The following is a 24,812-nucleotide window of genomic DNA, read 5'->3' on the forward strand; positions in this document are numbered from 1 at the left end:
TACTTCCGCAGCCGGTGCCATGACAGCGTGCCGACATGTGGTCCCTGATAACATCACGGGACTCATTCAAGCAAAGCTGCAACCATGTCACTGCCCGAAGAACTGCGTCTCGCCGCCCTGGAATACCACCGCCTGCCGCGTCCCGGCAAGATCAAGGTCACCCCGACCACCTCGCTGCTGACCCAGCGCGACCTGTCGCTGGCTTACTCGCCCGGTGTTGCCGCGGCCTGCGACGCGATCGTCGAAGATCCGACCACGGCGGCCGAGTACACCGCGCGCGCGAACCTGGTCGCGGTGATCACCAACGGCACCGCGGTGCTCGGCCTGGGCAACATCGGGCCGCTGGCGGCCAAGCCGGTGATGGAAGGCAAGGGCGTGCTGTTCCAGAAGTTCGCCGGCATCGACGTGTTCGACATCGAGATCGCCGAGAACGACCCGGACAAGCTGGTCGACATCATCGCCAGCCTGGAGCCGACCTTCGGCGGCATCAACCTGGAGGACATCAAGGCGCCGGAGTGCTTCATCGTCGAGCGCAAGCTGCGCGAGCGGATGAAGATCCCGGTGTTCCACGACGACCAGCACGGCACCTCGATCATCGTCGGCGCGGCGCTGCTCAATGCGCTGATCGTGGTCGGCAAGAAGATCGGGGACATCCGCGTGGCCACCACCGGCGCCGGCGCGGCGGGCATCTCCTGCCTCGACATGCTGGTGGCGCTGGGCGTGAAGCCGGAGCATATCCTGGCGTTCGACCGTGACGGCGTGATCCACAGCGGGCGTACCAACCTCGATCCGGACAAGCAGCGCTACGCGCGCGATACCAAGGCACGCACGCTGGCGGAGGTCGTCGAGGGCGCGGACGTGTTCCTCGGCCTGTCCGCCGGTGGCATCCTCAAGCCGGAAATGGTCGCCACCATGGCCGCGCGGCCGATCATCTTCGCGCTGGCCAACCCGAACCCGGAGATCACCCCGGAAGAGGCGAAGGCGGTGCGACCGGACTGCATCATGGCCACCGGCCGTTCGGACTATCCGAACCAGGTCAACAACGCGCTGTGCTTCCCCTACCTGTTCCGCGGCGCGCTGGACGTGGGCGCCACGGTCATCAACGAACCGATGAAGATCGCCTGCGTCAAGGCGATCGCCGCGCTGGCGCGGCGCGAGTCGTCCGACGTCAGTGCGCGTGCCTACGGCGGCAAGCCGCCCAGCTTCGGCGCGGAGTACCTGATCCCGCAGCCGTTCGACCCGCGCTTGCTGATCCAGCTGCCGCCGGCGGTGGCGCGGGCGGCGATGGAGTCGGGCGTGGCGACGCGGCCGATCGCGGATTTCGCCGCGTACAACGACCAGCTGACCAGCTTCGTGTTCCGCACCGGGCTGCTGATGAAGCCGGTGTTCGAGCGGGCCAAGTCCGCACCGGCGCGACTGGTCTACGCCGAGGGCGAGGAAGAGACCGTGCTGCGCGCGGCGCAGGTGGTGGTCGACGAAGGCCTGGCCAAACCCATCCTGATCGGCCGCCCGGAGGTGATCGAGAAGCGCATCAAGCGCGCCGGCCTGCGCATCAAGCTGGGTGTGGACGTCGAGATCTGCAACATCAACTCCGACCCGCGCTTCGACGACTACTGGCAGCACTACCACCGGCTGATGCAGCGCCGCGGGGTGACTCCGTCGATGGCCAAGGCGGTGGTGCGCTCGCGACCCACCGCGATCGCCGCGCTGATGGTCGAGCGCGGCGAAGCGGACGGGATGATCTGCGGCCTGGTCGGCCAGTACCAGAGCAAGCTGCGCTACATCCGCGACATCATCGGCCTGGATGCCGGCGTGGTCGAGCCGTCGGCGATGGCTGCGGTGGCCACCGACAAGGGCACCTTCTTCTACCTCGACACCCACGTGCAGGACGACCCCTGCCCGGAGCGGATCGCCGAGGCGACCCTGCAGGCCTCGATCCGGCTGAAGCTGTTCGGCATTACGCCGAAGATCGCGTTGCTGTCCGGCGGCAACTTCGGCAGCCGCGACACCTGCGGCGCCAAGAAGATGAATAGGGCGCTGGAACTGATCCGCGCCCGCGCGCCGCGGCTGGAGGTGGAGGGCGAGATGCAGGCTGACGTGGCGCTGGTGCCCTCGCTGCGCGAGAAGCTGTTCCCGAACTCGCGGCTGGAGGGCAAGGCGAACGTGTTCGTGTTCCCCAACCTGGACGCGGCCAACATCGCCTACAACATGACCCGCATGCTCTCCGACGGCGTGGTGATCGGGCCGATCCTGATGGGCGTGGCCAAGCCGGCGCACATCCTGATGCCGCAGTCGACCGTGCGCCGCGTCGTCAACATGACGGCGGTGGCCTGCGTCGAGGCGCAGATCCGCGCGCAGAACCGTCAGTCCGGCTGAGTGCGTCGGCCACCGGCCAGGAACGGTCGGTGCGGCCACGGCAACCCGGTTTCCGTGCGCCGCCGCATGGAGCCTGCATTGGCGGCCCTCCGGGCCAGCGGCTAGACTTGGACAATGATCCCGCCGTCATTCCCCCGGTGGCGGGGTATCCCCCTCAAGCATGGGCGCTGCAACGGCGCCGCGGAGAATCTTCATGGATCAGCTCGACGACATCCTCAACCAGGACATCGACCCCACCGAAACCCGGGAGTGGATCGACTCGCTCGATGCGGTGATCCATCACGACGGCACCGAGCGCGCGCATTTCCTGCTGGAGCAGATGGTCGACACCACCCGCCGCTCGGGTGGCCACCTGCCGTTCGACCCGACCACCGCCTACGTCAACACCATCGCGCCGGCGAACGAGGCGAAGAGCCCGGGCGACGCGGCGATGGAGTGGCGCATCCGCTCGCTGATCCGCTGGAATGCGATGGCGATGGTGGTGCGCACCAACCGCAAGCCCGGCATGCTGGGCGGCCACATCGCCAGCTTCGCCTCCTCGGCCACGCTGTACGACGTGGGCTTCAACCATTTCTGGCGCGCGCCCAGCGCGGAGCACCCCGGCGACCTGATCGGCTACCAGGGCCACATCAGCCCCGGCATCTACGCGCGCTCCTTCCTCGAAGGCCGCATCAGCGAAGACCGGCTCGACCTGTTCCGCGCCGACGTGATCGGCGGCGGTCGCTCGCTCACCTCCTACCCGCACCCGTGGCTGATGCCCGACTACTGGCAGATGCCCACGGTGTCGATGGGCCTGGGCCCGATCCAGGCGATCTACCAGGCGCAGTTCTTCAAGTATCTGGAGAACCGCGGCCTGGTGCCCAAGTCCGACCGCAAGGTGTGGTGCTTCCTCGGCGACGGCGAGGTGGATGAGCCCGAGTCGCTGGGCGCGATCTCGCTGGCCGGCCGCGAGGGGCTGGACAACCTGATCTTCGTGATCAACTGCAACCTGCAGCGCCTGGATGGCCCGGTGCGCGGCAACGGCAAGATCATCCAGGAGCTGGAAGGCCAGTTCCGCGGCGCCGGCTGGAACGCGATCAAGGTGATCTGGGGCAGCTACTGGGATCCGCTGCTGGCGCGCGACAAGGACGGCGTCCTGCGCAAGCTGATGATGGAAACCGTCGACGGCGAATACCAGGCGTGCAAGGCGTTCGGCGGCGCGTACACGCGCGAGCACTTCTTCGGCAAGTACCCGCAGACGCGCGAGATGGTCGCCAACCTCAGCGACGACGACATCTGGCGCCTGAACCGCGGCGGCCACGACCCGCACAAGGTCTACGCGGCCTACCACGCCGCGGTGAACACCCAGGGCATGCCCACCGTGATCCTGGCCAAGACGGTGAAGGGCTACGGCATGGGCATTGGTTCGGGCGAGGCGGAGAACCCCACCCACCAGCAGAAGAAGATGACCGGCGACGCGGTACGCCATTTCCGCGACCGCTTCCAGATCCCGATCACCGACGACAAGCTCGACAGCGTGCCCTACTACCACCCCGGCGCGAACTCGGCCGAGGTGGAATACATGCTGGAGCGTCGCCGCGCGCTGGGCGGCTTCCTGCCGCAGCGCCGCCGCCGCACCGACGTGCCGTGCAAGGCGCCGGAGCTGTCCGCCTTCGCGCAGATCACCGCCGGCACCGGCGAGCGCGAGATCTCCAACACCATGGCGCTGGTGCGCGGCATGAACCTGCTGCTGCGCGACAAGCAGCTCGGCCCGCGCCTGGTGCCGATCGTGGCCGACGAGGCGCGCACCTTCGGCATGGAAGGCATGTTCCGCCAGATCGGCATCTATGCGCCGTTCGGCCAGAAGTACCGCCCGCAGGACGCCGACCAGCTGCTGTACTACCGCGAGGCGCAGGACGGCCAGGTGCTGCAGGAAGGCATCTCCGAGGCCGGCGGCATATCGGCGTGGATCGCCGCAGCCACCAGCTACTCGGTGTCCAACCAACCGACGCTGCCGTTCTTCATCTACTACTCGTTCTTCGGCTTCCGCCGCGTGGGCGACCTGATCTGGGCCGCCGGCGATCAGCGCGCGCGCGGCTTCCTGGTCGGCGCCACCGCCGGCGCCAGCTTCCCCGGCGAGGGCCTGCAGCATTCCGACTGTGCCTCGCAGCTGATGGCCGGCACCGTGCCCAACTGCCGCGCCTACGACCCCACCTTCTCCTACGAGGTGGCGGTGCTGCTGCATCGCGGCGTGCAGGAGATGTACGAGGAGCAGCAGGACGTCTTCTACTACATCACCACCACCAACGAGAACTACACTCATCCGGACATGCCCGAGGGCTGCTACGACGGCATCGTCAAGGGCATGTATCTGTTCCGGGATTCGGGCGCCGGCGCCGCCAAGGGCAAGGGCAAGAACGGTGCACCGCGCGTGCAGTTGATGGCCGCGGGCGGCTCCGTGCTGGAGGCGGTCGCCGCCGCGGAGCTGCTGGATGCCGACTTCGGCGTGAAGGCCGACGTGTGGTCCTGCCCCAGCTTCAGCGAGCTGTCGCGCGACGGCTTCGATTGCGAACGCTGGAACCGCCTGCACCCGGAAGCCAAGGCACCGCGCGTGCCACACGTGGCGCAGTGCCTGGCCGGGCACGACGGCCCGGTGGTCGCCGCCAGCGAGTACGTGCGCGGCGTGGTCGACCAGGTGCGCGCCTTCGTGCCCGACGGGCGCTCCTTCACCGCGCTGGGCGCCGACGGCTTCGGCCGCTCGGACACCCGCGAGCACCTGCGCGAGTTCTTCGAAATCAGCCGCTACTGGATCGCCCACGCCGCGCTGGCCGCGCTGGCGAAGGAAGGCAAGGTCAACGCCAAGGACGTGGCGCGCGCGATCCGCGAGTACAAGCTCGACCCGGACAAGCCGAACCCGCTGACCGTCTGATGCGCCTGAGCCCCTCTCCCGTCGGGAGAGGGGTTGGGGAGAGGGTTCGGTCGCGCTGGGCGCTGCGCTCCGCCCGAACCCTCACCCGCCTGCCGGCACCCTCTCCCGCTGGGAGAGGGCATGGTCAGGAAGCCCTCGGCAGCTGCTTCGACCTTGGTGCGTGCGGCAACTATTCCGACAGTGCCTGCTGGATCGCTTCCAGCCCGTACCCGCGCGTTTCGATACCGCTGCGCGCGAGCATCCAGCCGGCCAGCGCCATCGGCAGCGCGAGCAGCAGCGCCGACAGCATGAAGTGCTCGAACAGGCCGGCCACGCCGATCAGTGCGCCGAGGATGCCGCCGAATTTCGAGCCGCCGGCGATCAGCCCCGCGCCGGTACTGCGCAGGTGCACCGGGTAGATCTCCGCCGCGTACGGAATCAGCGTGGCGATCACCCCGCTGATGCACAGCAGCAGCGCCACCGTGCCTGCCGTGGTGAGCGCGGTCGAGCGCAGGTTGACCAGCGCGATGGCAAAGAAGAACAGCAGCGACAGCGCGGTCAGCGCGATGAACAGCACCAGGCTGCGGATGCTGCTCCAGCGCTGGTAGGCCCACACCACCACGCCGATGCCGGGCAGGGCAATGATCGCCGAGCGCGCCAGCAGCGCCGCGCTGGCCTGCGCGTCGATGCCCAGCGTCACCAGGTTCGCCGGCAGCCACAGCAGGAAGCCGAAGTTCGCCAGGCCCCAGGCCACCGCGCATACCATCAGGCCCCAACTGATCGCCGCATGCCGGCCGCGCAGCAACTGGCGCATGCCGGTGCGTGCAGGTGCGGGCGACGGCGCGTGGGCGGCGTCGCCGGCAGGCGTGACGGCCACCGGCGCCACGCCGCCCGAGAAGCGCTGCAGTACTGCGCGTGCCTGCTGCTCCAGCCCGGCCAGGGCGAGGAAGCGCGGCGACTCGGGGATGTAGCGGTTGAGCAGGATGATCAGCGCGCCGGTGGGCAGGTTGAGCAGCCACAGCGAGCGCCAGCTCCACGCCGGCTCGAACAGGGCGGCGGCACCCGAGGCCAGCAGGTAGCCGGCCGAGGTGCCGACGCCGCCCAGCGCCACCAGCAGCCAGCCGCGGTGGCGGGTCGGGATGGTCTCGGCCATCAGGGTGAAGGTGATCGGCAGCATGCCGCCGGCGGCCGCGCCCATCATGAAGCACATCACCAGGTTCCAGCCGAAGCTCGGCATCGCGCCGCAGATCGCGGTGCCCATGAACATCAGCGCCGACAGCAGGATCGTCGCGCGGCGGCCGAACAGGTCGCCGAGCCGGCCCCACACGATCGAGCCGACCGCGGTGCCGGTCAGTGCCGACAGCGCCAGCCAGCCGGCGGTCGCGCCACTGATGCCGTACTCGGCCGACAGTCCGGGCATCACGAAGCCGATCGTGGCCGGCTTCATCACGTCCACCGCCAGCGCGATGGTCAGCACCGCCACCAGTTTCCAGTGCTCGCGGTTGAGCGGCACGTGGTCGGCGGCGTGGAACGGCAGCGGCTCGCGGTCGGGGTGCAGCGTGCGCCGCATCTGCTGCAGCCGCGGCATCAGGCCATAACCGGCGAGCAGCACGCCGAGCGGCACCAGCGCCATGCCGGCCAGCATCAGGTTGTCCATCGGCATGCCGGCGAGGCGGAAATGCATCGGCGCGGCCATCGCCAGCATCGGCAGATGCGCCAGCACGCCGGCGATCACCATGGCGCAGCCGAGCCAGAACGCCACCGGGTGGTGGAAGGTGAGGTCCCTCGAACGCATGCATCCGCCCCTGACATACAGGCGACCAGCATACCGCGGTGGACGCGCACCGCTGCGCCGCTCCGCGTGCGCGTTCTAAGGGTGCGCGGCGCTCACTCGTCGTCGTTGCGGAACACGCGGCGCAGCAGCAGGAACGCCCCGAGCGTACTGGCCACGACCGCCGCGGTGGCCAGCGGGTGGCGGTTTACCTGGCGGCGCAGGCGGCGGTATTGATAGTTCGCCTCGTCGGCGAAATCCTCGGCTGCGTGCGACAGCTGACGGCCGTACGAATCGCGGCGCCGGCTCCAGCGCGAGCCCAGCTCGTGGCTGCGTTCCAGCAGGGTATGCGCGTGGTCGGCAGCGCCGTCGGCGTAGCGGTGCGCCTGTTGGCCGGCGCGTTCGCCGGCATCGCGGAGCCGGCTCTCGATATCGTGGTGGCGCATGGGGTGTTCTCCTCGGCGGGCTTTCGAGGCTGCCAGCGCCATCGTGAGCGACGCGTAAACAGCGCCGCGTTCGTCGCGCCCGGTTCGGCCTCAGGGCCTCAGCGGGGCGATCCGCGACAGCGTCGACACGCCGCGTTCGTCGAACGCCTCGACCGCCACGACGTAGGCCACGCCCTTGTTCAATGCGTGCAGGGTCAGTCGCGCCGGCTGGTCGGCGAAACGCTGGTACGTCTCGTGCAGGCGATCGGCGGCCAGCCCCCAGCGCACGTTGTAGCCGACCGCGCCGGGCACCGGTTGCCAGACGACCTCGGCATCGCGGGTGTCGGCCAGGCGGCGGGCGGAAACCAGCACTGGCGCCGGCGGCGGCGGGCCATCGGCGTTGCCGAACACGCGCAGGTCGGAGATCGCCAGCGTGCGTGCGCCGACGTGGCCGTGCACGTAGCGCAGGTAGCGGATGCGTGCCGGATGGTCGAGTTCGAGATAGGCGTTCGGCCGGTCGCGGGTTTCGTGCGAGAGGTCGGCCAGGGTGGTCCATCGCCTGCCGTCCGCCGAGCCGTCGAGGCGGAACCGGGTGACGATGTCGGGCGCGTCGCCGTAGCGGCCGGAGCGGTAGTCGGCGTAGTCCACCTGCACGGCGCGCACCGTGCGCGGGCCGCCCAGGTCGAGTGTGAGCGTCTGTCCGGCGGTGTTGCTTGCCGCCGCCCAGAACGTGCGCGGGTTCTCGTCGGTGACGGCGGAGGGCGGGTGCTCCGGCAGTTGCGACGAAGCGTGCGCGGACTTGCGGTACGACAGCAGCATCCAGCCGGTGAAGGTGCTTTCGCCCTCGCCCGGCGCATGGTCGGGCATGCGCTGCGGGAAATCGCCGAAGCGCGTGTCGACCCACATCTGGCCGTCCGCGTGGAAGCCGGCGGGGAACAGTTCGATGCGTCGCTCGAACGTCCAGTTCAGGCCCACCCACATGGTGCCGCTGTTCCACCAGTTGCCGTACGCGTCCTGGAAAGTGGAGCCGTGCCCGGCGCCGGTGGCGAAGCCGCCGGGCTTGTAGCCGACCGGGTTGTACGGTGCGTAGGTGAACGGTCCCAGCGGGTTGCTGCCGACGTAAACGCCGGTGGCGTACGCGTTGTACTCGGTGCCGGGCGCGGCGTACTGCAGGTAGTAGCGGTCGCCGTGGCGGTTCATCCAGGCGCCCTCGAGAAAGGGCGCGATGCGGGTGTCGGCGTGGTCCTGCCCGAAGCGTTCCCAGCCATGCGCGGCGGGGTCGGCCTTGAGCAGCGCGGCCGGCTTGGTGACGAAGGCCATCCGCTTGCCTTCGCCTTCGTCGGCGCGGTCCAGCGCCAGGTCGATCTGCGCGCCGTACAACGGAAAGACGTTGGAGGAATCCCAATACAGATAGGTCCTGCCGTCCTCGTCGCGGAACAGGCCGGGGTCCCATGGACCGGGCGGCAGCTCGCCCGCTTTCATTTCGCTCTCGTGCCCGGCCCACACCGCGCCGGGTACCGCCGGCAGCAGGCGCGTCCAGAACTGCCAGCGGCCATGCGCAGGATCGGTCGAGTACAGCAGCGGGCGCGGCTCCATCGCCGACGACATCAGGAACAGCTTGCCGTCGGCGACCAGGGTGGCCGGCGCCACCGGGCCGTCGAACGGCCATCGGTCCGGCTGCACGAACTGCCAGTGCAGCAGGTCGGTCGAACGCCAGTAGCCGTCGGCCAGGGTCAGGAACAGGTAGTACGCATTGCCGTAGCGCACGAACGCGGGGTCCGCGCCGGTGCGGTACGAGATGCCCTGGTTCATCTGCTCGTAGTTGTAGCGGTAGTCGATATCCAGCGGATTGGCCCAGGTGCGCCCGCCGGTGGCGGCGGGCGCGGCCCGCGCGCCGGCCGCGGCCAGCAGGATCGCGAGCACGATCGAGCGCAGCAGGCGTGTGCAGGGTATCGACGCTGACATGCGCCGAGCATGCCCCGGCGCTGGTGGCCGCGCAACGCGGGCCTGCTTCAGTAGATCTCGCCCACGCAGCAGCGCAGGCTGCCGCCGGCCTTCTCGATCTCGTCCAGTGCCACCGCGCCCACTGCGAAACCGTAGCCGGCCAGCGCTTCGCGCTGGGCGTCGGTAAGCGAACGGGCGGCGCGGGCGCTCATCCAGACGCGGTGCCCGGAGAGGGTGATCGCATTACCGGCGAAGGCCTGTTTCTGCGCTGGGCTCAGCCAGACTGCGCGGTCGCCACAGGCGGTGGCGATCGCCCGCACCGCAGCCGGGTCGCGGAAGCCGTCGGCGGCGATGATCGCGGCACGGCCGGCCAGCAGGGTCAGCACCACGTTGGTGTGGTATTCGTTCTCGGCCAGCTCGAAGCAGTAGGTCAGGCGCAGGCCGAACGCCTGGTGCATCGCCTCGGCGCCGGCCGGGTCGCAGCGCTCGCTGAGGCCGCAGTAGCCGACGCCGCGGGCACGGTCGATGACCAGCGAGCCGGTCAGTTCGGCGACCAGGTCGCTGCGACCGGACAGGTCGATCTCCTCATAGCCCAGCACGTCGCCGAAGAAGCCGCGGATGTCGGCGCGCGCGGCCTCGCGCTGGCGTACCGGGTGGCGCATGCGGCCGACGATCAGTCGTCCCGGCGCGGTGGCGAACACGTTGTTCGGAAACACCGCGTCGGGCGTCGCCGGGTCGCCGGGAAAGGTGATCACCGGCACGTCCGCGCGCAGCGCCTGCGCCAGCGCGCCGTGCTGGGCCAGCGCCCTCAGTGGGTCGACCGCCAGGCCCAGGTCCATGTAGCGGTTGTCGCGCGCCGATTCCTGCGCCAGGGCGAATTCGGCCGGCGCCACCATGAATGCGGCCCGCGCGGTCGCCGCCGCTCCCGGCAATGGCGCCAGTGTGGCAAATGCTTCGAGGAATTCGCTCGGTGAAGTGGTGATCATGGCGCAGCTCAATACAGGGGCGTGAAAGCATATCCGCTGCGGGTTCTTGCCGCGCGGCGGCTTCCATCTGTCGCCTGCAGCCAGATCCGTTACCGCGCGGTGCATGGCGTTCGCCGTCCCGCCTGCCGTTCAGCTGGCAGATAGACGAATTGACGCGCGCTTGCCATGTGGCCAACCACCCTGATGCCCGATCACGTCACGCGAGGCAAATGCCATGGGCAGAGCAGCGGAACGCGTCTACACCGACCGGGCCAGCATCCAGCAGCTCGAATCACTGGTGGAGGAACTACCGGCCAACGGCCATGTGGTGCTGCTGCTCAAGGACGGCAGCAGCTGCGATGGCGTGGTCGTCACGCGACCGAACGTGCAGATGTTCCGCGACGCCGACGAGCGCGAAGGCATCAACGCCACCGTGCGGCTGGAACGGCCCGACGTGCCGGAATGGAGCCAGCAGGTCTGGCTTGACCAGATCGTGCGGGTCGAGCACCTCGACTCGTCCATGGCCGGCGAAAACTGAGAGATTGCGAATTTCTCAAGCTCGAAGCCCGACCACTCGTGAAGAAAACCACGGGAAGTGTTTTCTTCACGAGCTCAGGGCGCAGGCGGGTTGCCGTTCCAGGTCTGCAATCGGGTGAAGCCGTCCGCGCTTCACTGCTCGCTGCCGACGCCGTGGTGCACGAAGAACAGCCCGCCGGGGTCGTACCTGCGCTTCGCCGCGGCGAGGCGCGGAGAGTTGCCGCCCCAGAATCCCCGCTGCCAGTCGTGCAGGAAGTAGTCGCTTTCCGAGACGTAGGAGCCGGCGTCGGGCGCCACGGCACGCAGCGCCTTCATCGTCTTGTCGACGGCCGCCGCCATGCGCCGCGCCATGGCCAGGTCCGGTTTCGCACCCGGCATGCCGGGAAAGGCGGGGTCGTCACCGCTGGTGCCGATGGCCGTCGGCGGTGACGATCTCCGCCTCCAGCAGGTTGGACGCCGCCGTGCCCTAGTGCTTGGAGAGGCTGCCGAAGCCACCGCTCTGCACCAGTCCGGCCACGCCCACCGTGGTGCAGCCGCCGCCCTGCACGTAGCGGCCGCCGCGGCTGGTCACGGCGTCGTAGGCGTCGATCCACATCGCGCCCGCCTGCACGCTTGCCGCCGCCTGTGGCGCCAGATGGCCGGCGCAGCCTTGCGGCACGAAGGCGTCGTGCAGGTTCACCTGGTTCAGGTGGCGCTAGATCCGGCGCGCTTCGTACGGGTGCATCGCGGCTACTTCGTCAACCTCGATTATCTGGCCGAGATCGAGCCGCTGGAAACCGGCGACGCGCGCCTGCAGATACGCGACGGCGTGAAGATTCCCTGCAGCCGCCATCGCGCCGCGCTGCGCGAACGCTTCGGCCGGCAGGATTGAACACGGACGGTTGCACGGCGGCGGCCGCTCGTTCCAAGCTAGCCGCCTGTTCCCGCCTGGCAGGTCGCCGATGAATCGCGCTTTTCTCCGTTATTCCCCACTGGCGTTCTGCGCCGCCTGGCTGCTGGCCGGCTGCTCGCCCCAGGGCAGCGCGCCGGCACCGACGGCGGAGCAGCAGCAGGCCCAGTCGCAGACGGCCGACGCGGCGCGCAACCTCGACACCTACCGCCAGCTGCTGCGCATCCGCAACGACGAGATGGCGGTGTCGATGGGCAAGGACATCGTCAAGCGGTTTCCGGACAGCGCCGCGGCGAAGGAGGTGCTGCAGACCCTGCCGGCGATCGAGCAGCGCTACACCGCGGCCAGCGAGAAGAACCGGCTGGCCGGGCTGTGGCTGTACCAGGTGGCGCCGATGGCCGGCGGCACGCAATCCACCGCCACCATCGAGAACAGCCAGCCCGCCAGCGGCGAGCGCGTGCGGCTGGTGCTGCGCCGGCACACCGAGTGGGGCCAGAGCGTGTTCCTGTACGGCAGCAAGCCCGGCTTCGTCTGCCGCGGCAACTGCACCATCGCCGGCACCGCCGACGGCAAGCCGGTGCGGATCAAGGCGTTTGCGCCGTCCACCGGCGAGCCGGCGCTGATGATCCGCGACGACAACGGCTTCATCGCGATGCTGCGCAAGGCGAAGAAAATTACGCTCGACGTCACCCTGATCGATGGCGAGAAGAAGCAGAGCCTGGTCTACGAAGTGGGCGGCTTCGACCCGGCCAAATGGGTCGCTGTGGGCAAGCCGAAAAAGAAGTAGCGCGGTAAGCCGGGAGCCGCCTCGCGCGTTTGCATGTATCCCGCCCGACGGAGATGGATGCCATGAAAACGCCACGCCTCATGCTCACCGCCAGCCTGCTCGGCCTGCTCGGTGCCTGCTCCAGCGTGCCTTACGCCCAGCGCGTGGGCGAGCGCCAGGCCGCCTATGCCGCGGCGGTCGGTGCGCCGGTGAACAGCTTCCGCTTCTTCAACCTGTACTCGTGGGAGCCGCTCGGCGACACCGAGCTGGCCGTCTATACACGGCCGAACGAGGCGTGGCTGCTGGACCTCGGTGGCTGCCATGACCTGATGTTCGTCAACGCGATCGGGATCACCTCCAACGTCGGGCAGGTGATGGTTGGCTTCGACAAGGTGCTCACCGGGGCGCGCAATTTCCCCTGCACGATCATCCGCATCCGCCCGGTCGACGTGAAAAGCCTCAAGCTCGCGCAGCAGAAGCAGCGGCAGATCGAGAGTGCGGCGCGCGAAGGGCCGCCGCCCGCCGCGGCGCACTGAGAGGTTGTGATTTTTTCAACCTCTCAGGCCGGCCACGGCGAGGGGCATGGCGAGGGCATGGATGCCCGAGTTGAGGCAACGCAGGAGCAGTTGCCCGATGCTCGAGTTGAGGCAACGCAGGAGCGGCTGCCCGATGGCCGGACATGAAACAGTCACGCCAGTGACTGTTTCATGTGAGCGAGTCCGGGCGTGTACCGGACTCGCGACTGAAGAAAACCACAGGATGTGGTTTTCTTCTCAAGCTCTGAGTCCCGCGCCGACGCCGGTCAGTGCAGGAACAGCTTCTCGGTGATTTTCGCCAGCGGCTTTTCCAGCGCGTTCTGCAGGCGCGGCGGCAGGTCCAGCGGCTTGAGCAGCATCTTCACCGTCATCGCGGCCGGGATGTTCCGGCGCAGGCGGCCCTGCGCGCGGTCGCTGATGCGGCGGAATTCGGCCTCGTTGCCCTGGTGCTGCGGGTAGCACTGGTTGAACACGTGGCGCAGCGCGATGTCGCTGTCCTCGCTCTTGATCTCGTTGACCCGGCGCAGCAGCACGCGGAACACCGGGTAGCGACCGAAGCCCTCGCGCTCGCGGTAGCGCCGGTAGTGCTGGTAGAAATACTTGAAATGGCGCACCTCGTCGCTCTTGATGCGGTTGGTCAGCTGCTTCAGCACCGGCTCGTCGGTGATGTCGTTGAGCGCCCGGTACAGGCTGGCGGTGCCGGTTTCCACCACGCAGCGCGCGGCCAGCTCCAGCCCGCGGCACGACTCCAGCTGCTCGGCGGTGCACACCGCGCCGTACTCCTGCCAGAACGCGGCAAAGCCCTTGTCCCAGTCGAACTCCGGCCAGGCTTTCCTGACGTAGGCGGCCAGCGCGCGGCCATGCTGCAGTTCTTCCTGCTCCCAGTGCTGGCGGAGCCAGCCGCCCAGCTCCTCGTCGCCGGCGAAATGGTCGACCAGGTTGCGCGCGTACAGGTCCGAGCCGCTTTCGACGAAGGACGCGCTGCACAGCAGGAAGAACAGGTCTTCGTCGTGGCGCACGCGGGCGACCTCGATGCGGTCGAGGTCGATGCTTTCCAGGGTCCAGGGCAGGTCGGCAGCTTGGCTCAAGGCAGGTTTCCCCGTATGGCGATGGCCGCGGCAGCGGCAGCAGCAGCGGCAAGGCGCTTCCTGACGGCCCGTGAGATGACAGCACGATGACACAGCATACGGCGTGGTCGCGGCAACGGATTAACGCCGGCCGACTTGGCGCTCCGGCTCAACGCACCACTGTTACCGGCACGTGGGCGCGCGCCAGCACGTTGCCGGATACCGACCCGAGCAGCCAGCGCGCCAGCGCGCCGCGTTCGGTATGGCCGATCACGATGTGGTCCACGCCGTGCTGCTCGACCTGGTTCAGCAGCACGTCGCCGGGGCTGCCCAGGGTCAGTTCGACGTCGATCAGGTCGGCCGCGTCGGGCACGATTGCGGTCAGTTCATCAAGCAGTTCCCGCGCGCGTTCGGTGCCGTTGTCGGTCATCAGCAGGGCGCAGGCGTCGGCGCCGCCCTCGGTGACCTGCAGCACCGACACCACGCGTACCCGACCGGCGCAGGCACGGGCCAGATCCATCGCGAACTGGAATGCACGCCGCGACGCATCGGAGCCGTCATATCCGACCAACGCGTACTTCGGCATGCAGCCTCTGCAACCTGGGTGAGGAATCGGACGGACCGACGGCTCGAAATCAGTCGGTGACTTCGTGGCAGCGGCGTTCGGTATGGGTGTTCTTCGCCTGCTGATGCTCTTCGATCTTCTTGCCCGCATAGCCGCCGCCCACGGCGCCGGCCACGGTAGCCAGCGTCTTGCCCTTGCCGCCACCGACCTGGTTGCCGAGCAAGCCGCCGGCGACCGCGCCGATCGCCATGCCGGCGATCTGGTTCGAATCCTTCGGCGCGTCCTGCACCACCACGTCCTCGCACACCGTGCGCGTTTTCGGTTGCGCGACCTTGCTGCCCGCGGCATTCGTGCCGGTATGCGACTTCGAGGTGGTCTGGCGCGGATGGTGCTTGGTGGAATGTTGGGTGCTGTGGTGCGTGGTTGTCGTGGGCGTGGCCGGCGTGGCGGCGGTCGATGTCTGTGCGTAGACGGCCGGTCCTGCCAGCAGCAAGCAGAGACCGGCAACGAGCAGCATGGGCAGTTTCATGGCGTTACCTTGGGTACGGTTCGGTTAGATTCAGTGTGCACGGTAGTTTGTTAGCGAAGCATCAAGAACTTCAAGAGGCGTTTTCCATTTTTTTGCACGCATGCGTCACATGGGGATGTTGATGCTGAACGGTACGGCGCCAACTGGCCGCTGCGTTCAGTTGAGACAAAGAATACTGATCGTGCAATACGTGTCATCCCATGAATCCCAAGGAGACGACAATGATCAAGCGTACTTTTGGAATGGCTGTCCTGGCCTTGACCTGTGCCGGCGCAATGGCCGCCTGGCCCGCGGGCAGCGCGCAAGCCGCCGAAGCGTCGGTCAAATGCGACCTCACCTACAACCTGTCCGGCTGGTCGCTGCTCTACAAGCACGCCGAGGGCAGCGGCACCATCACCTGCAGCAACGGTCAGCGCGCGAACGTGAAGATCGCCGTGGTTGGCGGCGGCCTCACCGCCGGCAAGTACCGCATCGACAACGGCAAGGGCGAGATCAGCAAGGTGCACGACATCGACGAGGTGTACGGCAGCTACGCGCAGGCCGGCGCCGAGGCTGGCGTGGTGAAGAGCGGCACCGCGCAAGTGCTGACCAAGGGCACCACCTCGCTGGCGCTGGCCGGTACCGGCCAGGGCGTGAATCTCGGCATCTCGGTGGGCAAATTCACCATCAGCAAGCGCTGATCCGCACCGGGTGACGAAGCAGGGCGCCGCATCGCGCCCTGCTGCGCGGGCGCGGGTACACTGCCACGGCTGCAACCGTGCCCTTGCCCGAGTGGAGAATCCGCGATGTGCCGTCCCCGTCGTTTGCCTGCCCCGGCCAGCCCGAAGGTGGCCGCCTGATGCCGCCGGCGATGCGCAGCGACGCCGCGCCGGCACGGCGCTTCGCGGCATGGGCGGTCGGCCCGTGGGTGCTGCTGCTGTTCGCCGCGCTGGGTTTCGTGCAGTACCTGCGGCACGCCGAATACGGCTACCTGGCCGCCGCCGTGCTGGTCATCGTGACCTGTGCCGGCTGCATCCTGCGCCAGGCATGGGCGCGTCCGGCGCTGCAGGTGCTGGCCGTGATGCTGGCCGCGTGGGCGCTGGCGACCGGTGCGCTGATGCTGCGGCAATGGGGTGATTTCGACATTGCCAGACAGCACGCGCTGGCGCAGCCGCAACTGGGCGAGGTCGCGCTGTGGATGATCGCGCGGGCCGAGCGCACCTGGCAGGTCGGCCTGGCGCTCAAGGCCGCCGCGATCCCGCTGCTGCTGTGGCTGGCTTGGGCGTTGGGCCGGCCGGCGGTGCGCGCGCAGTTCCGCCCGTGGCGCCGTTGAGCGGCCAGTTCAGCAGCGGTTGCGTCGGCGTCGGCTATCGCTGGGAAAATCCATCCGGAAGCCGTCCATGCGCCTGCCACGATTGCTGTTGCTGCTCGCCTTGCCCCTCGTCGCCGCCTCGCTGCACGCACAGGACCTGTCGACCACCTGCCACGCCAGCAGCAGCTACGACGTCACCCTGAAGCCGGGCAGCCTGCTGTTCGATCGACCGTCGTCGGCGCCGTTCCACGTTGAGCTGCAGCACGGTGCGCTGCGCACCGACGGCGCCGTGGTGAAGTTGAATGCGGAGGACGAGGACCGCCTGGCCGTGTTCGAGCGCGAGCTGCGCGCGCTGGCGCCGCGGGTACGCACGGTGGCGCGCAACGGCGTGGACATCGCCGCGCAGGCGTTGCGTGCGGAAGCCGACGGCATGGGCCTGGGCGCCGATACCCGCGCCGAGTTCAACCGCCGGCTGGACGCGCATGTGGCCGAGCTGAAGCGGCGTATCTCGGTCAGCCAGAGCACGCACGACTGGCAGGGCGACGCCGCCACCCAGGCGATGAACCAGATTGCCGGCGACCTGTTGCCGCTGCTGGCGGCCGACCTCGGCCAGCAGGCGATCAACGCCGCGCTGGCCGGCGACCTGCAGGCCGCCGCCAGCCTGCGCGACCGCGCCGCCGACCTCGCCACCGCGTTGCGCCCGCGCCTGCAAGCACGCCTGCAGGTGTTGCGCCCGCAGGTCGAGGCGCTGTGCCCGTCGATCCAGCGGCTGGCGGCGTTGCAGCAGGGCGTGCGCGGCGGCAACGGGCAGCCGCTGAATCTGCTGCAGGTCGGACAATGAGCGAGGCTGATCGGCGGGCGCTTGCTCGCGCGGGGTTAATCTGCGGCTAAGTGGGCCGGGGCGAGGATGGCGCACCGTCCATGGCCCCCGATCCCGCATGCCGCCGCAGTTGCCTACCTCCACCTGCAATGCCCTGATCCGGCGCAGCATCGACCTGCGCCAGCTCTACCGGCATGCCGCGACGGCCTGCGAGCCGGGCTTGCGCATGGTGCTGAACGACAACGCGCACACGCTGGACCTGCTGGTCGCCGACCTGCAGGCGCCGCTCTCCGACCGTGGCGCCCGGCCGTGCCGGCGCGGCAGCTGGCGTGGTGTCGTACGCCGCCATCTGGCCGGCTGGCTGATGCGTACCGCCGCACGCCGCGACCATGCCTGGATCCACCTGCTGGCGCACGACGAGAGCATGCTGCTGCGCCGCTTCGAGCAAGCCATCGCCGCGGCGCCGGCGGACTCGGTGCTGGTGCTGCGCCGGCAATTGCCGCGCTTGCGCGGCATCCACCTGGACATGCACAGTCTGGGCGGTAGCGCACGCTATTGAACGAGGTTGCTGATGCCGACGATCGCGCAGGACGTGCTGGATTTCTGGTTCGCCGAGGCGAATGCCGCCCGCTGGTTCGTTGCCGATGACACCTTCGACGCACAGATCCGCGAACGCTTCGGCGCCGTCGCACAAGCCGCCGCCGAAGGGCGGCTGGACGACTGGGCGCACACCCCGACGGGCTGGCTGGCGCTGCTGATCCTGCTCGACCAGTTCCCGCGCAACCTGTACCGCAACGACCCGCGCGCCTGGGCGGTGGACGCCGGCGCGCGGCGCGTGGCGCTGTCGGGGCTGGCTCGTGGTGACGACCGGCAACTGCCCGCCGTGCAGCGCGTGTTCGCCTACCTGCCGCTGGAGCATGCCGAGGACCTGGCGTTGCAGCGGAGTTCGGTGGCGTTGTTCGAGGCGCTGGCGGCGGAAGTGGAGCCCGAACGGCGACCGCTTTTCGAGGATTACCTGGATTATGCTCGGCGCCATCATCAGGTGATCGCGCGTTTCGGCCGCTTCCCTCATCGCAACGCCGTGCTCGGTCGTCCCAGCACGCCGGAAGAACTGCACTACCTGGCGCAGCCGGACGCGGGTTTCTGAGGCACGGAGCGGCCCGCGGATTGCGACGCTACGGCAATCGTTCCAACCAGATCATTCCAACCGGATCATTCCAACCGGATCATTCCAACCGGATCATTCCAACCGGATCATTCCAACCGGACCAGGGAGCAGGTCATGCGCATTCGTCTCGTCGTCGCCTTGTTCGCGTTCAGCGCCGCCGTGCAGGCGTCCAGCACGCTGCGCGTGGGCAACCAGGTGCTCACCGCCGGCGACAGCCGCGAGCGGGTGGTCGAGCTGCTCGGCCAGCCCACCTCGAAATCGCATGCGCGCAAGCCGCGCAGCCATGGCAGTCGCCGCGGGGGCGTGCGCGTGGTGGACCAGCACCAGGGCGGCGAACAGTGGCGCTATCGCCGCGGCGACCACGTCACCGTGGTGACCATCGTCGACGGCCGGGTCAGCGAGATCGAGGATCGCAGGCTCTGAAACCCTTGCTTGGCGGTGATTTCATCGCTGCCCTGCTAGGCTGGCTGCGGTTCCTTCCGGAGTCGAGGCGATGTTCGAGATCTCCGCCGCAGCGCTGGCGCGCGTTGCAGCGATGCGCGACGCGTCCGCCTACACCGACCAGGCGATGCAGCTTGGCCTGCGCCTGCTCGGCGCGCTGCTGGTGCTGCTGGTCGGCATGTGGGTGGCGCGCCGGCTGGCCAATTTCGCCCGCGCGGCGCTGGGCCGGGCCAACCTGGATTCCACCCTCAGCGGCTTCCTGCGCAACCTGATCTACGGCGTGCTGGTGGTCCTGCTGGTGGTCACCGCGCTGGGCGTGCTGGGCGTGCCGTCGGCGCCGATGGTCGCCGCGCTCGGCACCGCCGGGCTGGCGGTGGGGCTGGCCGTGCAGGGCTCGCTCAGCAACCTGGCGTGGGGCGTGCTGCTGGTGTTGTTCCGCCCATTCCGGGTTGGCGACTACGTCAGCGCCGGCGGCACCGAGGGCACCGTGCAGAGCATCAACCTGATGCACACCCAGCTGCTGCTGCCGGATAACCGCGAGGCGATCCTGCCGAACGCGAAGGTCGGCGGCGACGCCATCATCAACTACAACCGCCGGGGTACGCGCCGCTTCGAGCTGAAGCTCGGCATCGCCTATCGCGACGATGCGGAGCAGGTGATGGCCGCGATCAGGCAGCTGATGGCGGCAGACCCGCGCATCCTGCAGGATCCGGCGCCCGGCGTGTGGATCGAGAACCTGAGTGGGCAGACGGTGAACCTGGTGCTGCGCGGCTGGACCCTCGTCAGCGACGGCTGGGACGCGCAGACCGATCTGCTGCACGCGATCAAGCGGCAGATCGACGCGCAGCAGATCAGCATTCCGGTGGGGCCGCAGCAAGTCACCCTGGTGCGCGGCAACCCCGGCCCCGGCGGGGCCTAGGAACGTGGGCGGTAGAAACCAAGCAGGCGAGGCAAAGCCGTTTTGAGCCAGCTTGCGTGACGGTTTGCCGGCCCATAGTGGTTCTATGGGCCAAAAATCGGCGCGGAAGGTGGCCAAAACGGCGCAGCCGCAGCCGCTTGTGTTTCTGCCGCCCACGTTCCTAGGGCAGCGTGACGGTGCGGCGGTTGTCGCTGGAGACCTTGTCGATCAGCTCGTTGTAGGGGTCGATGCCGGCCACGGCGGGCTTGCCGTCCACGGTGACGGTGAGCGTGCTGTCGCCGTCGGGCAGCAGGCGCTTTCCCAGGTACAGCGGCCTACCGTCCCTGCCGTCGCCCGTTGATGCGGCGAACACGCCGATCTCGATCGGGATGTCCGGCTTCGCCGCGGTCTCTTTGCCGGTGCCGTCCACGTGGACCTTGCCGGCATGCAGTTTCAGGGTCACCTCGTAGAGGCCGTCGGGCAGCTTCCTCGCGTAAGCGTCGGTGAGGCGGTTGTCGAACAGAGTGATCTTCCAGAAGAAGTCGTTCAGCAGCGGCTGCCATTTCGGTCCGAGCGCCTTGCTGAGTGCATTCATGAACTCCCGCGAGGTGGTGTACGGCGGCTGCTGGAAACCCTTGTCGAGCAGGAACTGCTTGAGCACCGCGTTCAAGCTGCCTTCGCCGACGTAGTCCTGCAGCGCGTAGAACACCAGTGAGCCCTTCTTGTAGTGGATGTACTGCTGGTTCTCCACCTTCGCCAGCGGCTCCTCGGCCAGTTTTTCGGTGGCGCGGCCGGCCAGGTAGCCGTCCAGTTCGTATTTCAGGAACTTGTGCATCTGGTCGGCGCCGTACTTGTGCTTCATCACCATCAGCGCGGAGTACTGCGCCAGCGACTCGCTGAGCATGGTCGAACCCTGCATGTTCGCGCCGATCACCCGGTGCGCCCACCACTGGTGCGCCACCTCGTGCGCGGTGACGTAATAGACGTAGTCGATCTTGCTCTTGTCGCGCAGGTCGGCGATGAAGCCGATCGACTCGGAGTACGGGATGGTGTTGGCGAACGACTGCGCGTAGCTGGCGTAGTTCGGGAACTCCAGGATGCGCAGCTGCTTGAACTGGTACGGCGTGAAGTTCGCGTCGTAGTAGTCCAGCGCGTCCTTCGCGCCCTGGGTCATGCGCTGCACGTTCCAGGCATGCGCGGGGTTGTAGTACACCGCGATGTCCACGCCCTTCCGCGCCTCGTGCTTCACCGCGTAGCGCGCCGACAGGTACGAGAAGAACGGCAGCATCGGCTGCTCCCTCCCGTCTTGCGCCATGGCGTAGTGGAAATAGCGCCGGCCGTTGGCTGTCCATTCCTTCTGCAGCGTGCCCGGCGCGATGGCGATCTGGTCAGGCGCGGTGGAAACGGTGGTGTCGAAGTCGATCCAGTCCGCGTCGTTGCTGATGTAGGTGTTCGCACGAGCTTCCTCGTCGCCCAGTTTCGGCATCCGCGGCACTTCGGCGGAAAGCCCGTACTTGCGGCGGTCGTTGCGGTCGGTGAGCTGCGCCTGCGTCTGATAGCCGAACTGCGGCATCACGCTGTTGTTGAAGAACGTGCCGTTGTGGGCAAGGAAGCTGCCTTCCGGGCTGTTGGTGAAGCCCTTCGGCGCGTATTCCAGCGCGAAGTCGAACGCCATCGACGCGCCTGGCGACAGCGGCGTCTTCAGCCGGTAGATGGCGTAGCCGAGCGCCTTGTCCGCGCTGAGCGTGTCGTGCGGGGCGAACGCCAGCGACTTCACCGTGAAGCCGTCGCTGAAGTTCACATGCAGCTCCGCGATCGGCGCGGCGGTCTTGTTGACCAGGGTGTAGCGGCCGCGGATCTCCAGCCGGCGCCGGTACGGGAAGATGTCCACCGCGGCCGTCACCGCGGTGATGCGCGGCTGCGGCAGGTGCTTGTATCTCGCGTATTTCTTCTCGTAGTCGGCGCGCTGCTGCAGCTTGTCGCTGCTGCTGCGGTAGTGGTTGAGCGCATTGGTGTTGTAGTAGATCCACGCGCCGCTGGCGGCGAATGCGAGCAGGCTGAGCGTCAGCACGATCTTCGCCGGCGCATGCAGCCGCGTGCGCGCCTCGCGCAGGCGTTCGCGCCACGACTGCCCGGTGCCGCGCACCCAGAACAGCGCGGCCAGCACCAGCAGCGCCACGGCAAAGCAGGCCCAGTAGAAGTCGAACCACAGCACGGCCCGGAGGAAATGGCCGAAGCCGTTCATGTCCGAGTACGGCAGCCCCGGCGCGTTGCCGTAGGTGTACAGGTTCTGTTCCCAGTGCAGCAGGTCGAAGCCGATCGTGCCCAGTACCAGCCACACGATGGTCAGCAGGTAGCCGAGGAACTTGTTGTTGGCGACCACCTGCAGGAACAGCGCGAGCACCGCCAGCAGCGCGAACGGAATCGCGTTCAGCGCCAGCGTGGCCAGGTACAGCCCCGGTTCCAGCTGCGTGTAGCCGTGGCCCAGCTGCCAGCCGATGCCCACCACGGCGCCGATCAGCAGGAACGCAGCGATCACCGCCAGCAGCGCGCCCAGCTTGGCGGTCAGCGGCACCCAGTCCGGCACCGGGAACGCGTCGGTGACCTCGGCCGAGCGCTGGCTGCGCTCGCGCCACACCAGCTCGCCGGCGTAGAACGTGACGATGATGTACAGCAGCCACTGGAAGCCGCCGCGCACGTTCTCCAGCACCTGGTGCGTCACCGGCCAGGTGGCGGTGCCGTAGATCTGGCTGGACAGCGCCAGCGCAAAGATCAGATTGAACAGCCCCAGCGCCAGCATGACCAGGAACGGCACCCCGCGCAGCACGCCGAGCGTGTCGAACGCGAACTGCGTGCGCAGCTGCAGCAGGTGTGCGCGCAGGCCGTGGGCCAGCCGCACCTTCGGCAGTGCCAGCGCGGCGGTGCCGGCCTGCGGGCGCAGCAGCGGCGGTTCGCTGCGCTTCCTGCGCCGCGGCAGTTGCAGGCCTTCGCGGTTCGGCCGGAACAGCCCGGCAGCGGCGCCCAGCATGGCCACGCCGACCGCGCTCCACAGCACGCGGTTGAACAGCAGCACGCCGCCCAGCGCGGGCAGCTCGTGGTTGGCCTGGTCGGCCGACCAGTAGCGCGTGACCAGGGCCACGGTGCGGCCGCCGAACGGGTCGAGCATGGCGTGGTTGTTGACGTCGCGGCTCAGCAGGCCGACCACGGCGTTCAGCACGAAGTAGACGATCAGGCCGATATAGGTGGCCAGCAGCGAGCGCGTGGTGGTGGCGAGCAGGAACAGCAGCGCGCCGATGAACAGCAGGTTCGGCAGCACCATCACGCCGAACGCCCAGGCATAGCCGTGCCAGCTCGCCGGGCCCAGCCGCGTCGCGTCGATCCACGGCATCATCCCGCCAGTGGCCAGGCCCAGCGCGCAGGCCAGCATGACCGCCAGCGCGGCGAGGTAGCCGGCGGCGAAGCGGCCGCCGAGGTAGGCGCCGCGACTGATCGGCGTGGTGAAGAACAGTTCGGATGTGCGCTGGTCGAAATCGCGCAGCGCCGCGCCGACCACGAACACCGTGACCAGGAACACGCTGAGCACGGTGAGCACGGCGAGCAGCCGCGCGATCACCAGCGGCGCATTGCGCAGCACGTTGCCGCTGGCGCCGCCGACGAGCACTGCATCGGTGCTGGCCAGCGCGAAGGCCAGCGCACCGAATGCCGCCGCGACGATCCAGAACAGCGGCGCGCGCAGCTGCTGGTGCAGTTCGAAGCGGAGTATTTCGAAGAAAGTCGACTGCGAGAACATCAGTGATCCCTGTCTGATCGTCGTAGAAGCCCGCTCGCGGGCGATGCCTTGAAAGCCGGGATTCGGGATTCGGGATTCGCAAAAGCTAAGGCATCGCCCGCGAGCGGGCTCCTACCGCGGAATATCGGCGCCGTCAGGCGGCGCGAGTGGTGGCCTGCACGCGCAGGCGGCCGAAGTAGACGTCCTCCAGGTCGGGTGCGACGGGTTCGAAGCCTTCTGCCGGCAACGCATCGGCCAGCACGTGCAGCAGGGTGCGGCCGCCGGCGAGGCGGGTGGACAGGATGTTCATGCGGGCGCGGTAGCCGTCCAGCTCGGCCTTGTCGATCGTGCGCCGCCAGACGCGGCCTTCCAGCGAGCGGATCGCCTCGGCCGGCTCGCCGCTGAGCAGCACCTGGCCCTGGCCGATGATCGCCATGCGCTGGCACAGGTCGGTGACGTCCTCCACGATGTGGGTGGACAGGATCACCACCACCCGCTCGCCGATCTCGGCCAGCAGGTTGAGGAAGCGGTTGCGCTCCTCCGGGTCGAGACCCGCGGTGGGTTCGTCCACGATCACCAGGCGCGGGTCGCCGAGCAGCGCCTGGGCGATGCCGAAGCGCTGGCGCATGCCGCCGGAGTAGGTGCCGAGCTTGCGCTTGCGCACGTCCCACAGGTTCACCTGGCGCAGCAGCGATTCCACCAGCTCGCGCCGCTCGGCCTTAGTGGTGACGCCCTTGAGCACGGCGAAGTGCTCCAGCATCGCCTCGGCCGACACCTTCGGGTAGACGCCGAATTCCTGCGGCAGGTAGCCGAGCAGGCGGCGGGTGGCCTGCTTGTCGGCCAGCAGGTTCATCCCGTCCAGGCGGATCGTGCCTTCGTCCGGATCCTGCAGCGTGGCGATGGTGCGCATCAGCGAGGACTTGCCGGCACCCTTCGGGCCGAGCAGGCCGAACATGCCGCTGGGGATGTCCAGCGACACCCCGCGCAGCGCCCGCACGCCGTTGGCGTAGGTCTTCGACAGCTCGCGTATGGTCAGCATCGGGGGTTTCCTGCGCCGCCCGTGCGGTAGGGTGATGCGACCAGACTAGGGGAAGGCGCGGCCGTCCCGCCTGCGCTCAAGGTCATGCATACGCGAGCGCATGGTGGGCGAAAAGTCGGCCGGATCAAC

The 24,812-nt window shown here is 68.5% G+C and carries 24 protein-coding genes; 13 read left to right on the forward strand and 11 right to left on the reverse strand.

All coding sequences use genetic code 11. The features are described from left to right. The first annotated feature begins 84 nt into the window (after positions 1-84). Together AC3WTD_RS06795 and aceE are read left to right on the forward strand one after the other, a co-directional pair. A complete protein-coding gene (locus tag AC3WTD_RS06795; RefSeq protein ID WP_492613316.1) occupies positions 85-2,376 on the forward strand; it encodes an NADP-dependent malic enzyme in 2,292 nt (763 codons plus the stop codon). A gap of 193 nt (positions 2,377-2,569) precedes the next feature. Next, a complete protein-coding gene (gene aceE, locus AC3WTD_RS06800; protein ID WP_492613317.1) occupies positions 2,570-5,284 on the forward strand; it encodes a pyruvate dehydrogenase (acetyl-transferring), homodimeric type in 2,715 nt (904 codons plus the stop codon). Positions 5,285-5,453: 169 nt separating this feature from the next. On the opposite strand, the gene AC3WTD_RS06805 is transcribed toward aceE, so the two are convergent. The 4 genes from AC3WTD_RS06805 to AC3WTD_RS06820 all read right to left on the reverse strand — a co-directional run bounded on the left by AC3WTD_RS06805 (position 5,454) and on the right by AC3WTD_RS06820 (position 10,389). Next, complete coding sequence (locus tag AC3WTD_RS06805; protein ID WP_027492911.1) at positions 5,454-7,058, reverse strand: MFS transporter; 1,605 nt, start codon at positions 7,056-7,058, stop codon at positions 5,454-5,456. A 92-nt stretch (positions 7,059-7,150) separates the two neighbouring features. Beyond that, positions 7,151-7,480, reverse strand: coding sequence for a hypothetical protein (locus AC3WTD_RS06810; RefSeq protein ID WP_492613318.1), 330 nt, complete (start codon positions 7,478-7,480; stop codon positions 7,151-7,153). A gap of 90 nt (positions 7,481-7,570) precedes the next feature. Continuing rightward, positions 7,571-9,424, reverse strand: coding sequence for a family 43 glycosylhydrolase (locus AC3WTD_RS06815; protein WP_492613319.1), 1,854 nt, complete (start codon positions 9,422-9,424; stop codon positions 7,571-7,573). Between the two features lie 47 nt (positions 9,425-9,471). Next, complete coding sequence (locus tag AC3WTD_RS06820; RefSeq protein WP_027492914.1) at positions 9,472-10,389, reverse strand: arginine deiminase-related protein; 918 nt, start codon at positions 10,387-10,389, stop codon at positions 9,472-9,474. A gap of 214 nt (positions 10,390-10,603) precedes the next feature. Here AC3WTD_RS06820 and AC3WTD_RS06825 point away from each other — a divergent pair, with 214 nt between their 5' ends. After that, positions 10,604-10,906 carry a DUF3247 family protein gene (locus AC3WTD_RS06825; RefSeq protein ID WP_027492915.1) on the forward strand — a complete coding sequence of 101 codons (303 nt, stop codon included), beginning with the start codon at positions 10,604-10,606 and terminating at the stop codon, positions 10,904-10,906. Positions 10,907-11,037: 131 nt separating this feature from the next. Here AC3WTD_RS06825 and AC3WTD_RS06830 read toward each other — a convergent pair whose 3' ends face one another. Beyond that, positions 11,038-11,256 (reverse strand): BBE domain-containing protein, encoded by a 219-nt coding sequence (locus AC3WTD_RS06830; protein ID WP_492613320.1) that lies wholly within the window; start codon positions 11,254-11,256, stop codon positions 11,038-11,040. A 115-nt stretch (positions 11,257-11,371) separates the two neighbouring features. Beyond that, complete coding sequence (locus AC3WTD_RS06835) at positions 11,372-11,584, reverse strand: hypothetical protein (RefSeq protein WP_492613321.1); 213 nt, start codon at positions 11,582-11,584, stop codon at positions 11,372-11,374. On the opposite strand from AC3WTD_RS06835, the gene AC3WTD_RS06840 reads away from it, so the two are divergent. The 3 genes from AC3WTD_RS06840 to AC3WTD_RS06850 all read left to right on the forward strand — a co-directional run bounded on the left by AC3WTD_RS06840 (position 11,573) and on the right by AC3WTD_RS06850 (position 13,096). Next, positions 11,573-11,776: a LytTR family DNA-binding domain-containing protein gene (locus AC3WTD_RS06840; RefSeq protein ID WP_492613322.1), complete on the forward strand. Its 204-nt coding sequence runs from the start codon at positions 11,573-11,575 to the stop codon at positions 11,774-11,776. The two genes, AC3WTD_RS06835 and AC3WTD_RS06840, sit on opposite strands and share 12 nt — an antisense overlap. A 70-nt stretch (positions 11,777-11,846) precedes the next feature. Next, positions 11,847-12,581 carry a hypothetical protein gene (locus AC3WTD_RS06845; RefSeq protein ID WP_492613323.1) on the forward strand — a complete coding sequence of 245 codons (735 nt, stop codon included), beginning with the start codon at positions 11,847-11,849 and terminating at the stop codon, positions 12,579-12,581. Positions 12,582-12,643: 62 nt separating this feature from the next. Continuing rightward, positions 12,644-13,096 (forward strand): DUF6491 family protein, encoded by a 453-nt coding sequence (locus AC3WTD_RS06850; protein WP_492613324.1) that lies wholly within the window; start codon positions 12,644-12,646, stop codon positions 13,094-13,096. A gap of 266 nt (positions 13,097-13,362) precedes the next feature. Here AC3WTD_RS06850 and AC3WTD_RS06855 read toward each other — a convergent pair whose 3' ends face one another. The 3 genes from AC3WTD_RS06855 to AC3WTD_RS06865 form a co-directional block, all read right to left on the reverse strand. After that, positions 13,363-14,184, reverse strand: coding sequence for a ferritin-like domain-containing protein (locus AC3WTD_RS06855; RefSeq protein WP_492613325.1), 822 nt, complete (start codon positions 14,182-14,184; stop codon positions 13,363-13,365). Positions 14,185-14,332: 148 nt separating this feature from the next. Further along, positions 14,333-14,749: a universal stress protein gene (locus tag AC3WTD_RS06860; protein ID WP_492613326.1), complete on the reverse strand. Its 417-nt coding sequence runs from the start codon at positions 14,747-14,749 to the stop codon at positions 14,333-14,335. Between the two features lie 49 nt (positions 14,750-14,798). Beyond that, entirely contained in the window at positions 14,799-15,257 is a 459-nt protein-coding gene (locus AC3WTD_RS06865; protein ID WP_275113423.1) for a glycine zipper 2TM domain-containing protein, read from the reverse strand. A 221-nt stretch (positions 15,258-15,478) separates the two neighbouring features. On the opposite strand from AC3WTD_RS06865, the gene AC3WTD_RS06870 reads away from it, so the two are divergent. The 7 genes from AC3WTD_RS06870 to AC3WTD_RS06900 all read left to right on the forward strand — a co-directional run bounded on the left by AC3WTD_RS06870 (position 15,479) and on the right by AC3WTD_RS06900 (position 19,896). Then, positions 15,479-15,937 carry a hypothetical protein gene (locus AC3WTD_RS06870; RefSeq protein ID WP_027492922.1) on the forward strand — a complete coding sequence of 153 codons (459 nt, stop codon included), beginning with the start codon at positions 15,479-15,481 and terminating at the stop codon, positions 15,935-15,937. Positions 15,938-16,044: 107 nt separating this feature from the next. Further along, complete coding sequence (locus tag AC3WTD_RS06875; RefSeq protein WP_492613327.1) at positions 16,045-16,569, forward strand: hypothetical protein; 525 nt, start codon at positions 16,045-16,047, stop codon at positions 16,567-16,569. Between the two features lie 67 nt (positions 16,570-16,636). Then, positions 16,637-17,389 carry a DUF2884 family protein gene (locus AC3WTD_RS06880; protein WP_027492924.1) on the forward strand — a complete coding sequence of 251 codons (753 nt, stop codon included), beginning with the start codon at positions 16,637-16,639 and terminating at the stop codon, positions 17,387-17,389. A gap of 97 nt (positions 17,390-17,486) precedes the next feature. Next, on the forward strand, positions 17,487-17,927 hold the full coding sequence (locus tag AC3WTD_RS06885) for a ferritin family protein (protein ID WP_027492925.1): 441 nt from the start codon (positions 17,487-17,489) through the stop codon (positions 17,925-17,927). Between the two features lie 12 nt (positions 17,928-17,939). Continuing rightward, entirely contained in the window at positions 17,940-18,515 is a 576-nt protein-coding gene (locus AC3WTD_RS06890) for a DUF924 family protein (RefSeq protein ID WP_492613328.1), read from the forward strand. Between the two features lie 135 nt (positions 18,516-18,650). Beyond that, the gene (locus tag AC3WTD_RS06895) at positions 18,651-18,959 is read left to right on the forward strand and encodes a DUF2845 domain-containing protein (RefSeq protein ID WP_027492926.1); all 309 of its coding nucleotides are present in this window, start codon (positions 18,651-18,653) and stop codon (positions 18,957-18,959) included. Positions 18,960-19,029: 70 nt separating this feature from the next. Beyond that, a complete protein-coding gene (locus AC3WTD_RS06900; protein ID WP_492613329.1) occupies positions 19,030-19,896 on the forward strand; it encodes a mechanosensitive ion channel family protein in 867 nt (288 codons plus the stop codon). 160 nt (positions 19,897-20,056) lie between these two features. Here AC3WTD_RS06900 and AC3WTD_RS06905 read toward each other — a convergent pair whose 3' ends face one another. Then, positions 20,057-23,665, reverse strand: coding sequence for an ABC transporter permease/M1 family aminopeptidase (locus AC3WTD_RS06905; RefSeq protein WP_492613330.1), 3,609 nt, complete (start codon positions 23,663-23,665; stop codon positions 20,057-20,059). Positions 23,666-23,798: 133 nt separating this feature from the next. Next, positions 23,799-24,683, reverse strand: coding sequence for an ABC transporter ATP-binding protein (locus AC3WTD_RS06910; RefSeq protein ID WP_492613331.1), 885 nt, complete (start codon positions 24,681-24,683; stop codon positions 23,799-23,801). Positions 24,684-24,812 lie beyond the last annotated feature (129 nt).

It is taken from the genome of Rhodanobacter sp. FW106-PBR-R2A-1-15 (assembly GCF_058789735.1).

Excerpts from the sequence above, each read along its gene's own strand:
- AC3WTD_RS06795 (WP_492613316.1), top strand. The coding sequence starts at position 85 with ATGTCACTGCCCGAAGAACTGCGTCTCGCCGCCCTGGAATACCACCGC.
- aceE (WP_492613317.1), top strand. The coding sequence starts at position 2,570 with ATGGATCAGCTCGACGACATCCTCAACCAGGACATCGACCCCACCGAA.
- AC3WTD_RS06805 (WP_027492911.1), bottom strand. The coding sequence starts at position 7,058 with ATGCGTTCGAGGGACCTCACCTTCCACCACCCGGTGGCGTTCTGGCTC.
- AC3WTD_RS06810 (WP_492613318.1), bottom strand. The coding sequence starts at position 7,480 with ATGCGCCACCACGATATCGAGAGCCGGCTCCGCGATGCCGGCGAACGC.
- AC3WTD_RS06815 (WP_492613319.1), bottom strand. The coding sequence starts at position 9,424 with ATGTCAGCGTCGATACCCTGCACACGCCTGCTGCGCTCGATCGTGCTC.
- AC3WTD_RS06820 (WP_027492914.1), bottom strand. The coding sequence starts at position 10,389 with ATGATCACCACTTCACCGAGCGAATTCCTCGAAGCATTTGCCACACTG.
- AC3WTD_RS06825 (WP_027492915.1), top strand. The coding sequence starts at position 10,604 with ATGGGCAGAGCAGCGGAACGCGTCTACACCGACCGGGCCAGCATCCAG.
- AC3WTD_RS06830 (WP_492613320.1), bottom strand. The coding sequence starts at position 11,256 with ATGGCGCGGCGCATGGCGGCGGCCGTCGACAAGACGATGAAGGCGCTG.
- AC3WTD_RS06845 (WP_492613323.1), top strand. The coding sequence starts at position 11,847 with ATGAATCGCGCTTTTCTCCGTTATTCCCCACTGGCGTTCTGCGCCGCC.
- AC3WTD_RS06850 (WP_492613324.1), top strand. The coding sequence starts at position 12,644 with ATGAAAACGCCACGCCTCATGCTCACCGCCAGCCTGCTCGGCCTGCTC.
- AC3WTD_RS06860 (WP_492613326.1), bottom strand. The coding sequence starts at position 14,749 with ATGCCGAAGTACGCGTTGGTCGGATATGACGGCTCCGATGCGTCGCGG.
- AC3WTD_RS06865 (WP_275113423.1), bottom strand. The coding sequence starts at position 15,257 with ATGAAACTGCCCATGCTGCTCGTTGCCGGTCTCTGCTTGCTGCTGGCA.
- AC3WTD_RS06870 (WP_027492922.1), top strand. The coding sequence starts at position 15,479 with ATGATCAAGCGTACTTTTGGAATGGCTGTCCTGGCCTTGACCTGTGCC.
- AC3WTD_RS06880 (WP_027492924.1), top strand. The coding sequence starts at position 16,637 with ATGCGCCTGCCACGATTGCTGTTGCTGCTCGCCTTGCCCCTCGTCGCC.
- AC3WTD_RS06885 (WP_027492925.1), top strand. The coding sequence starts at position 17,487 with ATGCCGCCGCAGTTGCCTACCTCCACCTGCAATGCCCTGATCCGGCGC.
- AC3WTD_RS06890 (WP_492613328.1), top strand. The coding sequence starts at position 17,940 with ATGCCGACGATCGCGCAGGACGTGCTGGATTTCTGGTTCGCCGAGGCG.
- AC3WTD_RS06895 (WP_027492926.1), top strand. The coding sequence starts at position 18,651 with ATGCGCATTCGTCTCGTCGTCGCCTTGTTCGCGTTCAGCGCCGCCGTG.
- AC3WTD_RS06900 (WP_492613329.1), top strand. The coding sequence starts at position 19,030 with ATGTTCGAGATCTCCGCCGCAGCGCTGGCGCGCGTTGCAGCGATGCGC.
- AC3WTD_RS06905 (WP_492613330.1), bottom strand. The coding sequence starts at position 23,665 with ATGTTCTCGCAGTCGACTTTCTTCGAAATACTCCGCTTCGAACTGCAC.
- AC3WTD_RS06910 (WP_492613331.1), bottom strand. The coding sequence starts at position 24,683 with ATGCTGACCATACGCGAGCTGTCGAAGACCTACGCCAACGGCGTGCGG.